The organism is Pantoea sp. nfd-35 (genome assembly GCF_056892255.1).
The window spans coordinates 3,088,196-3,100,313 of the sequence record NZ_CP122403.1; the positions used below are offsets into that span (position 1 = coordinate 3,088,196).

At 57.1% G+C, this 12,118-nt stretch carries 9 protein-coding genes, 2 tRNA genes and 4 other RNA genes; 6 read left to right on the forward strand and 9 right to left on the reverse strand.

What is annotated here, in order from left to right; all coding sequences use genetic code 11:
• Nucleotides 1-28 precede the first annotated feature (28 nt).
• The 4 genes from P9J57_RS14365 to zitB all read left to right on the forward strand — a co-directional run bounded on the left by P9J57_RS14365 (nucleotide 29) and on the right by zitB (nucleotide 5,055).
• Nucleotides 29-382 carry a YbgS-like family protein gene (locus P9J57_RS14365; protein ID WP_013025086.1) on the forward strand — a complete coding sequence of 118 codons (354 nt, stop codon included), beginning with the start codon at nucleotides 29-31 and terminating at the stop codon, nucleotides 380-382.
• Nucleotides 383-483: 101 nt separating this feature from the next.
• Nucleotides 484-1,065: a LuxR C-terminal-related transcriptional regulator gene (locus tag P9J57_RS14370; RefSeq protein ID WP_015700728.1), complete on the forward strand. Its 582-nt coding sequence runs from the start codon at nucleotides 484-486 to the stop codon at nucleotides 1,063-1,065.
• Nucleotides 1,047-4,121 (forward strand): hybrid sensor histidine kinase/response regulator, encoded by a 3,075-nt coding sequence (locus tag P9J57_RS14375; protein ID WP_014593207.1) that lies wholly within the window; start codon nucleotides 1,047-1,049, stop codon nucleotides 4,119-4,121. Before P9J57_RS14370 ends, P9J57_RS14375 begins: the two co-directional genes overlap by 19 nt.
• Nucleotides 4,099-5,055 (forward strand): CDF family zinc transporter ZitB, encoded by a 957-nt coding sequence (zitB, locus tag P9J57_RS14380; protein ID WP_013025083.1) that lies wholly within the window; start codon nucleotides 4,099-4,101, stop codon nucleotides 5,053-5,055. The genes P9J57_RS14375 and zitB overlap by 23 nt, the downstream gene beginning before the upstream one ends.
• Here the strand turns inward: zitB and pnuC are convergent.
• From pnuC to P9J57_RS14395, 3 genes are all read right to left on the reverse strand, one after another.
• Nucleotides 5,049-5,771, reverse strand: a complete 723-nt coding sequence (pnuC, locus tag P9J57_RS14385) for a nicotinamide riboside transporter PnuC (protein WP_014593205.1) — start codon at nucleotides 5,769-5,771, stop codon at nucleotides 5,049-5,051. The genes zitB and pnuC overlap by 7 nt on opposite strands.
• 25 nt (nucleotides 5,772-5,796) lie before the next feature.
• On the reverse strand, nucleotides 5,797-6,858 hold the full coding sequence (gene nadA / locus P9J57_RS14390) for a quinolinate synthase NadA (RefSeq protein WP_014593204.1): 1,062 nt from the start codon (nucleotides 6,856-6,858) through the stop codon (nucleotides 5,797-5,799).
• A 133-nt stretch (nucleotides 6,859-6,991) separates the two neighbouring features.
• Nucleotides 6,992-7,498 carry a methylated-DNA--[protein]-cysteine S-methyltransferase gene (locus P9J57_RS14395; protein WP_019106133.1) on the reverse strand — a complete coding sequence of 169 codons (507 nt, stop codon included), beginning with the start codon at nucleotides 7,496-7,498 and terminating at the stop codon, nucleotides 6,992-6,994.
• Between the two features lie 158 nt (nucleotides 7,499-7,656).
• Between P9J57_RS14395 and alkA the strand changes: the two genes are divergently transcribed.
• Nucleotides 7,657-9,099, forward strand: a complete 1,443-nt coding sequence (gene alkA, locus P9J57_RS14400; protein WP_089517488.1) for a DNA-3-methyladenine glycosylase 2 — start codon at nucleotides 7,657-7,659, stop codon at nucleotides 9,097-9,099.
• 128 nt (nucleotides 9,100-9,227) lie between these two features.
• Nucleotides 9,228-11,066 (forward strand): methyl-accepting chemotaxis protein, encoded by a 1,839-nt coding sequence (locus tag P9J57_RS14405; RefSeq protein ID WP_014593201.1) that lies wholly within the window; start codon nucleotides 9,228-9,230, stop codon nucleotides 11,064-11,066.
• Between the two features lie 163 nt (nucleotides 11,067-11,229).
• Here the strand turns inward: P9J57_RS14405 and P9J57_RS14410 are convergent.
• The 6 genes from P9J57_RS14410 to P9J57_RS14435 form a co-directional block, all read right to left on the reverse strand.
• A non-coding RNA gene (locus P9J57_RS14410) (RtT sRNA) lies at nucleotides 11,230-11,360 on the reverse strand.
• Nucleotides 11,361-11,391: 31 nt separating this feature from the next.
• Nucleotides 11,392-11,523, reverse strand: a non-coding RNA gene (locus P9J57_RS14415) — RtT sRNA.
• Nucleotides 11,524-11,554: 31 nt separating this feature from the next.
• A non-coding RNA gene (locus P9J57_RS14420) (RtT sRNA) lies at nucleotides 11,555-11,686 on the reverse strand.
• A gap of 44 nt (nucleotides 11,687-11,730) precedes the next feature.
• Nucleotides 11,731-11,862, reverse strand: a non-coding RNA gene (locus P9J57_RS14425) — RtT sRNA.
• Between the two features lie 44 nt (nucleotides 11,863-11,906).
• Nucleotides 11,907-11,982: transfer RNA gene (locus P9J57_RS14430), tRNA-Lys, on the reverse strand.
• 54 nt (nucleotides 11,983-12,036) lie between these two features.
• A tRNA-Lys gene (locus P9J57_RS14435) sits at nucleotides 12,037-12,112 on the reverse strand.
• Between the last annotated feature and the right edge of the window lie 6 nt (nucleotides 12,113-12,118).

Here is a 12,118-nt window from a genome sequence, read left to right on the forward strand (position 1 = left end):
GCAAATATCATTTATTAACGGGAGCATAATGATGAATAAGTTTGCAATAATTTTTCTGACGGCAGCAATGACTCTGGGCAGTGGCGCAGCAATGGCTGCCAACGGAAACTCTAACCAGGCCGCAGCAGCAGGCGCAGTCGCCGGCGGCGCGAATGAGAATCTGCCACCGAACAAAGTGGATAACAGCAAAATTAATAACACCGGCACTGAGATGTCTTCTCCAACCCGAGACAGCACCTCCAGCAGCAAACACATGACTGCCGATGAAATTGACAAGAACACGCAGTGTAAAGATGGCAAATGCCCTGACATGAATAAAAAAGTGCATACCAAAAAAGGTGGCGGTCACGTTAATACCAAAACTGACGGCACCACGCAGTAATCACTGACTGTTGAGCTGATAAGGAGAGCCTGGCTCTCCTTTATTTTATCCCGCCGCAACTTCCGCTATGCTGAGCCTGTTAACTTGACAGGGAAATGTTCATGGCCTCACTGCTTCTGATAGACGATCATCCACTGGTTGAAGTAGCACTCGAAGCTGCATTGGCTAAATCCCCCATTCCTCTTCAACTTTATTCCGCCTGCAGCGAACAGTCTGCCCGCGCTTTTCTCTCGCTTCCGCCCGATATCATCGTGCTGGACATCGGCTTGCCCGATGGTGATGGGCTGGAGATCCTGCGTCGCCTGAAGATCCATTTACCCGACTGCCCGGTGCTGATTTATTCTGCCCAGCAAACTAGCCACTACGTCAGGCGCGCTCAGGCCCTGGGCGCGGCAGGCTATGTGGTGAAGAGCCAACGCATGGAGCAGTTACTCAGCGCGATTCTGGCGGTACTCGGTGGACACGTCGCCTTCCCCGACTGTCCTGACGAGCCGGAACTGCCGTTGACCAGTAAAGAGCGCCAGATACTGGCTTTGCTGGCCAGTGGCTTATCCAATCTGCAAATTGCCGAGCGGCTGCATATCAGTAACAAAACCGTCAGCACTCACAAAAAGAATATTCTGGAAAAAACCGGCACCCGCTCCGTCGTTGAGCTGGCTGATTTATGGAAAGCACAGCAGTGAGACGCTGGCTGCTCCTGTTCCTGCTGATGTTTACCACGCTAGCGCAGGCCGATGTGCGCCCGGTCAGCAGCATCAGTCTACCAATGATGATGCCGGTCAAAGGCGCCGAGCTGATGCAGGGCAAAGTCTTGCGGGTCGGCCTGCTGGAGGAGAATAATGCGCCCTGGACAATGCGGGTGGGTAACGATCTCTACGGCATCGATGCCGATTACCTGGCCGCGCTGCACCAGTTAACCGGGGCGCAGTTCACGCTCAGTCTTTATGCCACTCAGGCTGACTTATTAGGCGCACTAACGGACGGCCGGATAGATTTTGCTTTGGGAATGATTGCCCCGCCCCTGCCAGCCAATACGGTCGCCAGCGACAGCTGGTTTAGCAGTCCGTTGCGTATTTATCGCAATCAGCAGAACCAGCGTGCCGTGATGTTCAATAGTCATAATGCTCAGTTGGCTATCAGTCATCTCACGCTGGCCCAGCTGCCCCCGGCCCTGGCGGCCCGTCATCAGTGGCGAACCTACGGCAGCGATCTTCAGGCGCTCTATACGTTGTTGAATCAGCAGAACGATTACGTTGTGGCGGATGAAACCAGCGCGGGTTTTCTGTTGAGTCAGTTGCAACAGGGACAAATCTACCAAATCGCTTCCGGCATCGATGCCGGTCAGCTCAACCTGCGCGCCGTGGCGCGCGATCCGGCGCTTATCGCGTGGCTGAACGAGAGTCTGCGCCAGCTTCCCGCCGAGCTGATGAGTACCCTGCAGGCGCGCTGGAGCAGCAGTCTTCCCCGCTATCAGGACACGCAGACGCTGATGCTTAGCGCCAGCGAGCGCGAGTGGATAACGGCCCACCCGGTTGTGGCCTACGCCGCTGAAGCGGATAACTATCCCTGGAGTTACCGTGACAGCAACGGCACCGCGCGGGGCTACGGTATTGATCTGCTCAACGCGGTGGCCCAAAGCACAGGATTACGTTTTACCCCGCGCTGGGTCAGTAACCCTCAGGAGGCCGCCAGTCTGATCGCTCAGCACCAGGTGATGTTACAGCTGATGCAACCGCTTAACGGCGAAACGCAAAGTACCAGCCTGCCGGTCTGGCGCGCGCTGTGGGGCATTTATATCCGCCAGCCAGCTGACTGGTCGCACTGGAGCGATCTGGCAGGCAAGCGCATCGGAATTCTGCAGAATGACCTGGCGCAACGCCTTATTCCTGAGAACGCGCAGGTTCAACGCTACAGCGACCGAAACAGCCTGTACGATGCGCTGGCAACCGGGCAGATTGACGCCTTAGTGGATAACGTGTTGTCCGCGCGCTGGCGGATTGCCAGCCGTAACGATCCGCAGATTCATCTGGCTTTTGCCGCCAGCGATATTGCGTGGCCCATCGCGGTGGGCATCGCGCCCGATCGGCCCGAGCTGCGTTCCCTTCTGGATCGCGCATTGCAACAGATCCCCGCCGATACGCAAAACCAGATGCGCGATCGCTGGTCGATGCCACCGCAACCTGGCAGCGTTGCGGCGATGCGTGTTCTGCCGGTGGCCGTATTGTTGACGGGCGGCGTCGCCATCGTGATTTTGCTGGTGCTGCTTGCCCGGCGTTACTGGCAACAGCGACGTGACCGTCAACAGCGTGAGCAGGCCGAACGCGCCAACGCGATGAAAAGCCAGTTTTTAGCGACGGTCAGTCACGAACTGCGCACGCCCATGCAGGCGATACTGGGCTTGCTGGAGCTGGAAAAACAGCAGCGTTCCAGTGACAACCTGCAACTGCTGCACCGCAGCGCGCAGTCACTGATGACGCTGCTTAACGATCTGCAGGATCATGCGCGTATTGAAAATAACAGTTTTGCCCTGTCGCCCCGTCCGCTGGCGCTAGCCCCCTGGCTGGCGCAGCAGCGCCATTTCTACCACCCGTTGATGCGCCCGGAGGGGCCGCGGCTGCAGGTTGAAGCCCTGACCCCGCTGCCTGACGCGATTATGATGGATGCCGATCGCCTGCAGCAGGTCGTGAATAATCTCATCACCAACGCGTTTAAATTTACCCGGCAGGGCCTGATTCGCCTGACGCTGTCGGCCACGGACAGGTTGCAGTTAACCGTGAGCGACAACGGCAGCGGCATCCCGGCAGAGGAGCAGCGTAAACTGTTCGATCCCTGGTACCAGGCACCGTCGGGAAAAGCCGTATCGGTCCAGGGCAGCGGACTGGGGTTGTTTATCTGTCGGGAGATGGTGCAGCGGATGGGCGGCGATATTGCACTCCATTCCGTACCCGGCAAAGGCACGGATGTCACGATCGTGCTGCCACTGATCCCCTGTGATCCCGTTCCTGACAGCGACCCGACCGCCCTGCCGGGCTTTCCGGGGCTGCGCGTGGCGGTGGTTGACGATCATCCCACCAACCTGATCGTCATGGAGCAGCAGCTTGCCCGCTTTGCTGTTCAGGCTGACTGTTTTGAGCATGGCCGCGATCTGCTGCTGGCCGATGCGCGCTGCCCTTACGACCTGCTGTTTATCGATCAGATGATGCCGCGTCCTGATGGCACGCTGCTGCTGCGCCTGTTACGCCGTCGGCAACGACAGCGTGGCGGCAGGCAGCGACGGGTGCTGTGTTCCGCCGATGCGCAGTTACTTAACGTGCAGCTGGCTGCGAACGAGCGCGTGCTGATTAAACCGGTTCAGCTACAGGATATCGGCGAGATACTGGCAGACTTCCGCGACGATCCGCTGGCGTCAGTGGAGGACAATCTGTGGCAGCTGGCACAGCAAAACGAGAAATTTCTTAACCGACTGGGTAAAACATTACGTGATACCCTGGAGAAAGATCGGGCACAGCTGTATGCCGCGCACCAGACCGGTGACGCGACGCAGCTGGCCGAGTCAGCACACCGTATGAAAGGAAGCTGGCTGTTGATTGGCATTGAAGAAGGGGCAAGGCTCTGTCAGCAGCTGTCTGACAAGGCGAAGCACCAGCAGGACAGCTCAGCAGAATGGCAATTGCTGATATCATTGACCGACAGGTTATTACTCAAACTGGATACTTATGGCACACACCCACTCTCATAGCGGTCAGGACACCAACCGTAAGCGCCTGATGGCGGCCTTTGCCGTGACGGCGCTCTTTATGGTCGCGGAAGTGATTGGCGGCTGGATTTCAGGCTCACTGGCCCTGCTGGCGGATGCAGGTCATATGCTGACCGACGCCGCCGCGCTGCTGATGGCATTACTGGCCGTACAGTTTGCCAAACGTAAACCCAACGATCGTCATACCTTTGGTTTGCTGCGGCTTACCACGCTGGCCGCCTTCGTTAACGCTATTGCCCTGATCCTGATTACCTTCCTGATTGTCTGGGAAGCCATTGAACGCTTCTCCCATCCGCAGCCCATCACCGGCGGCCTGATGCTGGGCATTGCTATTGGCGGGCTGCTGGCGAATATTCTCTCATTCTGGCTGCTGCACCACGGCAGTGAAGAGAAGAACCTCAACGTGCGGGCGGCCGCCTTGCATGTGATGGGCGACCTGCTGGGTTCGGTAGGTGCCATCGTAGCGGCGGTCATCATTCTGTTGACGAACTGGACGCCTGCTGACCCTATTTTGTCGATTCTGGTGTCACTGCTGATACTGCGTAACGCCTGGGCGCTGCTGCGGGAGAGTTTTCATGAGCTACTGGAAGGCGCGCCTGATTCGCTGGATGTGACTAAGCTCAGACGCGATCTGAAGCGTAATATTGCAGAGGTGCGCGATGTTCATCATGTGCATGTCTGGCAGGTGGGCGAGAAGCCGATTTTAACGCTGCACGTTCAGGTGATCCCGCCACGCGATCATGATGGTTTACTGCGCCGCATTCACACCTATCTGCACGACCATTATCAAATTGAACACGCGACGGTGCAGATGGAGTTTCAGCCCTGTGTGGGACCGGACTGCGCGCTTAACACGCCGGTGATTGAGGGTGCTCACCACCATCACGAGCACGGTGAGCACGCACATCATCACTGAGCAGACAGCGCACGAGAACCCTGTTTTCGTGCGCTGATTATCCACATCCTCGAGCCATTGAGCGCAATCAACGTCAAAATAGCGTACTCCAGCGCCATCGCGTAAACCCCCTGACGGGCAAATATCATCACGCTGATGACGTTGATAATCACCCAAAGCAGCCAGTTCTCGACGTACTTACGCGTCATCAGCACCATGGCCACAATCGACAGCACCATCAGGCAGGCGTCCCAGAAGGGAAACGCATCCGGCTGCAGCGTGGGCATCGCCACGGCAAAGCCCGCCGCATTCATGAGGCTCACCGCCATTTGAGTGAGAAAGGCAAAGACCGGATCGATATACACCGTCATAAACGCAATCGCGATCACGCAGCCAACCGCCCAGCCAATGGCTTTTGCGCGCGGTAACCAGCGTATAGTTAACTCGGCCTGATGATCCGACGTTTGCCGACTCCAGGCGTACCAGCCATAAACGTTAGCCGCAAAAAAGAACAGCTGTAACAGCAGGCTGGCATAAAGCTGAATTTGAAAAAAGATCACCGCAAACAACGTGACGTTTAGCAGACCAAACGCATAGTTGACGATCTTTTCCAGACTGGCGAGCCAGATACACAGCAGGCCCGCCAGTGTCCCAATGGCTTCAATCCATGAGAGATCGTAGCCCGTGGCCCCCAGGGGGATGTGCACTAAAATATTTTGTGTGCTAAAAAAATCCATATCAGCCACCTGTCAAAGACGCGCGTTACGCGTTTCCTTTCACGTTATGTTTGAGATTTGCAGCAAAGGATAGCATACGGTTCAGCGGTACCAGTGCGGCTTCACGCAGCGCCGCATCCACGTGAATTTCATGTGCCTGCCCACCTGACTCCAGCGCCTCGGCAATGGCTTGCAGTCCGTTCATGGCCATCCAGGGGCAGTGCGCACAGCTTCGGCAGGTCGCACCTTCGCCTGCCGTCGGCGCTTCCAGCAATATTTTGTCGGGCACCGCCTGCTGCATCTTGTAAAAGATACCGCGATCGGTCGCCACGATCATCTGCGGATGCGGCAGGCTTTTGGCAGCCTGAATCAGCTGGCTGGTCGAGCCTACCGCATCGGCCAGATCCACAATCGCCTGGGGCGATTCGGGATGAACCAGCACCGCCGCATCCGGATAAAGCGCCTTCATCCGCTGCAGTGCCTGGGTTTTGAACTCATCATGGACGATGCAGGCGCCCTGCCAGCACAACACATCGGCCCCGCTTTTTTGACTGACGTAGCGCCCCAGATGCCGATCGGGTGCCCAGATAATCTTCTCACCCAGGCTATCCAGATGCTCGATTAATTCCACCGCGATACTGGAGGTGACCACCCAGTCGGCGCGCGCTTTCACCGCCGCCGAGGTATTCGCGTAAACCACGACTGTACGATCGGGATGGGCATCGCAAAAGGCGTTAAATTCCTCAATCGGACAGCCAAGATCCAGCGAGCATTCGGCTTCAAGCGTGGGCATCAGGACGGTTTTTTCCGGGCTGAGGATTTTGGCCGTTTCCCCCATAAACCGGACGCCGGCCACCAGCAGCGTACCGGCCGCATGCTGGCTGCCGAAGCGCGCCATTTCGAGCGAGTCAGAGACGCAGCCACCGGTTTCTTCCGCCAGGGCCTGAATCTCAGGATCGGTGTAGTAATGCGCCACCATCACGGCATTGCGAGCCTTAAGCAGCGCTTTAATTTTTTCCCGATAAAAGGTTTTTTGCTCGTCGTTCAGCCGGGCAGGCTTCGGGGGAAAAGGATAAACAGCATTTTCTGGATCAAAGATTGCGCTCATGACACCGCTCTCGTTCTGTAAAATTAACGAAAATCGCCAGTTATGGCTCAACAGGACGTAAATATCGCCATCGTGTTTTATATGCTAAACACGATAGCGGAAAAGCGGCAGAGTGTCGTGTTTTATTTGTTCGCTACGATGAAGAGAGGCCGACAAGCCCCTGCTGGGGCGCTTCCAGCTTGAGTAAGAAGGCTTTGACCGCCAGCCCGCCCGCAAAGCCGGTCAGTTTGCCATTCGTCCCAATCACCCGATGACAGGGCGCCACAATCGACAGCGGGTTTCGGCCATTCGCCGCGCCCACCGCGCGCACCGCGGCAGGATGACCAATCGCCTCGGCAATTTGTCGATAACTGCGCGTTTCGCCAAAGGGAATGGTGAGCAGTGCCTGCCACACTTTTATCTGAAAGTCGGTTCCGGCGAAATCCAGCGGTAAGGTAAAACGCTGGCGCGTCCCCGCGAAATACTCGTGCAGCTGGGTTTCGGTTTCGCGCAGCACCGGATGGTTATCGTCGCGTTCTACCGGCGATAAGCGGGGATGTCTGCGCACTTCGTCCTGCCATAAAATGGCCGCCAGACCGCGATCGCTGGCGATAAGCGTGAGTTCGCCGACCGGGGTTGTCACAGGTTTGCAGTAATACATGCTGTTCCTCCCATCATCATTCTGTCGGGCATTATCGCACTTTTTTAGCGTCAAACTGGCTGTTTTCGGTCATTACAATAAACTGATGTGCTGTCCGAAAACAGCCAGTCAATCTCATCCGCCAGCGCTACGCTGTCGCTATTTGCCGGAGAGCAACCATGTTTGATCCAGATACGGCTTACCAGGCGTTAACGTCGCGGGATACGCGTTTTGACGGCGTGTTTTTTGTTGGCGTGACCTCAACCGGCATTTATTGTCGTCCGATATGTCCGGTTAAGCCGCCGATGCAAAAAAACTGCGTGTTCTTTAGCAGTGCTGAGGCCGCGGAGAAAGCACGTTTTCGCCCCTGCCTGCGCTGTCGTCCTGAACTGGCACCTGGTAATGCGCCCGTCGACAATGCCCACAGAGTCGCTGACCGTCTGGTGCAGCGCATTGAAGAGGGGTTGCTGGAAGAGCACGCAGGGCTGGACGACATCGCCACCGAGTTTGGCATGAGTGCCCGTCAGCTGCGGCGGATTGTGCAGCAGGAGTTAGGCGTCACCCCACTGGAGCTGAAACAGACACGCCGCATGTTGCTGGCCAAGCAGTTACTGACTGAAACCACGCTCCCGGTTACCGATGTTGCCTACGCCAGCGGCTTCGGCAGTTTACGGCGCTTTAATGACGTGTTCCAGGCCCGCTATCGCATGACACCCGGCGCCTTGCGAAAAACCGCGCCGCAAGCCACACAGCAGCCAGGCGATACCATGCAACTGCAGCTCAGCTATCGCCCGCCCTATGACTGGCAGGCGATGCTGGATTTTCTGCAGTTGCGGTTGATGAAAGAGATTGAAGCCGTTGAGGACCAAACCTACCGCAGAACCGTGGCGCTGGGTCAGTATCGCGGCTGGGTCAGCGTTTCACCGCTCCCGGCCAGGCATGCGCTCCGCGTTGAGTTCACGCTGTCCCTGACGCCGGTATTACCTGCACTCCTGCGCCGCCTGCGCGATCTGTTCGACCTGAACGCGCAGCCGCAGCGAATTGCGGCTCACCTGCAGCAGGATCCTCTGCTGGCACAAAGCCTTCATGACGCTCCCGGCCTGCGCGTGCCTGGCGCGTTTGACAGCGTTGAAATGGGCGTCCGTGCCATTCTGGGTCAACAGGTCACCGTGAAAGCGGCGACCACCCTCAGCAGCCGTTTTGCCCAGGCGTTTGGTGAGCCCTGCTCGACGCCATTCCCGGACCTGTCCCGCTATACTGTCCAGCCACAGCGCATCGCACAGGCGACGGTCGATGAGATTGCCAGCCTTGGGATTGTCAGCGCGCGAGCCAGAGCGATTCTGGCGTTTGCAGGTGCCTGTGTTGAGGGCAGCCTGCGTTTTAACGCTACGCTCACGCCCGATGAGATCATGACGCGGCTGGTCGCGCTGCCGGGCATTGGCCCCTGGACCGCGCATTACATCGCCATGCGCGCACTGCGCTGGCCTGATGCTTTTCCCAAAGAGGATATTGCCATACGCAATAAGCTGGGAGGCCTGACACCTAAGGCCGCAGAAGTTCGTTCGCAGCAGTGGCGCCCGTGGCGCAGCTATGCCGTGATGCATATCTGGAAAAGCCTGTAAGCCTTACGCGGCGCGCTCATAATTTCTGCATTATCAAAAAAATAACCGCGTTCTTACTAAACTCCTGCCCTGTGCAACCGATAACCAATTTGGCTTAACATCGTTGACATGGGCAGGAGGCAGAAGTCATGGGGTTGCGGTTAGAAAATACAAAAATTGCGCACAAACTCAGTTTAGGATTTGGACTCGTTTTATTGTTAGTGGTGGGCTCGGGCAGTATCAGCGTATTACGCTTTAAAAATATTCGTGATGTTTATGAACAAAGCACCCTGATTTACGATATCAACATTGATGTCTTTCAGGCCAAAGTCAACCGGCTCAAACTGCTGTATGGGGATGAAAAAGCCGGCAAAGTGATGGCAGATTACATTGCCCACGCCTCTCAGCTCACTCAGGATGCTCAGCAGTTCACATGGCAGCCTGAACAGCAGGCTGAACTTCAAGCTATCGCCAGTCAACTCAGTCACTTTCAAAGCAGCATCACCACCATGACCCAGGCAGTCCAGACGTTGGCCGCCACGGGTAAACAGCTCGATCAGCGCAACATGCAAAGCCAGTCAACCCTGTACGAAGCGTTAATTAAAACGCAGATGACCGATGCCAGCGTACTGTTCCAGCAGCTTCTCGCCATCAGCCAGCTACGCGATCAGCTTCAGTTACTGCGCTACGACCCGGTTAATGCCGCTACGCTTCAGGTGCAGCTTGAACAGCAAGCCAGGACGATTCAGTCCAGCCTCTCCGCCTTATTACCGCAGTTGCCCCCGGAGGCACAGACGCAGTTGAACGCACTGTGGAGCGCAACGCTTGACGTGAAACAACTCAGTGAGCGTTACGCGGCAGGCTTTCGCGAACTCAGCGTTGCGGAAAGCGCCGTTAAAACGGACGGTGATAAAAGCAGTGCCATCATTAAAATGCTTCTGCAGCAGATGAAAGTGGAAAACAGCAACCTGACCCACGGTTCAATTAATCTGACGCTGCTGACGGTCAGCATTGCGGTTCTGCTGGGTATTCTCATCGCCTGGCTGATCAGCCGTCAGATCACCGCCCCTGTCCGAAACAACCTGCTGCTGGCCGAGCGTATCGCCAGCGGGGATTTAAGTGCCGATATCAAACCGGGCGGCCGTGATGAGCTTGGCAAGCTGGCCGGTGCAATGGGCGCAATGAATCACCGCCTGCGGACGATGATTCAGGAAGTCCGCGACAGCGTCTTTACCGTCTCCCAGGCGGCGAGCAGTATTAACAGCGACAACCACAACCTTTCCTCACGGACTGAGCAACAGGCAGCGGCTGTCGTGCAGACTGCTGCCAGCATGGAGCAGCTCACCGTGACGGTGAAGCACAACGCGGATAACGCTCGCCATGCCAGCCAGATAGCGGCGGAAGCCTCTTTGCAGGCTGAGCAAGGCGGTGCTGCGGTGAGTGAAGTGGTGCAAACCATGGGCGACATCTCTGCCAGTTCCAAAAAAATTGCCGAGATTACTGCCGTCATTAACAGCATCGCGTTTCAGACCAATATCCTGGCACTGAATGCGGCGGTTGAAGCGGCGCGGGCGGGCGAACAGGGGCGCGGATTTGCGGTGGTCGCCAGCGAAGTGCGTAATCTGTCTCAGCGAAGCGCTCAGGCGGCGAAAGACATTGAGCAGCTCATCAGTGCATCCGTTGGTCAGATTGCCGAAGGCAATAACCGCGTTGCGCGTGCGGGCGAGAGAATGGGACAGGTGGTGAATGCCATTTCCCGCGTCAATCATATTGTGGGTGAGATCTCTTCGGCTTCTGACGAGCAAAGCCGCGGTATTGAGCAGATCGCCCGGGCGGTATCGGAGCTGGACAGCACCACGCAGCAAAACGCCTCGCTGGTCTCCGCCTCTGCCCTGTCCGCCAATGCCCTGGAAGATCAGGCGCTGCGGCTCGAAACGCTGCTGAAACAGTTCAATCTCGAACCGGGCCAGCAGACCGCCGCACGCTAATCCTGCTGATGCCTCACGCCACACAAGCGCCCACAGGGCGCTTTTTTTATGGCAGATAGCAGCAAGGAGGCGGATGATTCAGTCGGCCTGTGGCGGGCGCTTATCGCACGTTTAACCGCACTGCACGCCTGACGAAATGCCCGGTGGGCGTGCTTTTCTGAATGGGTGGGTCGTGCAGGATTGCCTCAGCGGGCGGGCCTCGCCCTCCGGGTAATGCTGACGCATCAGCCTGAATCGCTGCCCGATTCAGTCGAACCTGCTGCAGGTTCTCATCCCACACGTTTTACGCATAGCAAAAAGGCGCCTTTAGGGCGCCTTTCAACATTGGTGGGTCGTGCAGGATTGCCTCGGCCCAGCGGGCCTCGCCCTCCGGGTGATGCTGACGCATCAGCCTGAATCGCTCCGCGATTCAGTCGAACCTGCTGCAGGTTCTCATCCCACACGTTTTACGCATAGCAAAAAGGCGCCTTTAGGGCGCCTTTCAACATTGGTGGGTCGTGCAGGATTGCCTCGGCCCGGCGGGCCTCGCCCTCCGGGTGATGCTGACGCATCAGCCTGAATCGCTCCGCGATTCAGTCGAACCTGCTGCAGGTTCTCATCCCGCACGTTTAACTATGCGGCGCGACAAACGAAAAGAGCGCCCGCTGGGCGCTCTTTTCTGAATTGGTGGGTCGTGCAGGATTGCCTCGGCCCGGCGGGCCTCGCCCTCCGGGTGATGCTGACGCATCAGCCTGAATCGCTGCGCGATTCAGTCGAACCTGCTGCAGGTTCTCATCCCGCACGCTTAACTACGCGACGCGACAAACGAAAAGAGCGCCCGGAGGGCGCTCTTTTCTGAATTGGTGGGTCGTGCAGGATTCGAACCTGCGACCAATTGATTAAAAGTCAACTGCTCTACCAACTGAGCTAACGACCCGCTCGGGGCTGACAACCGCTCAAACACATTCACCAATAATGCCTGAGGTTAAGATGGTGGGTCGTGCAGGATTCGAACCTGCGACCAATTGATTAAAAGTCAACTGCTCTACCAACTGAGCTAACGACCCATCTTA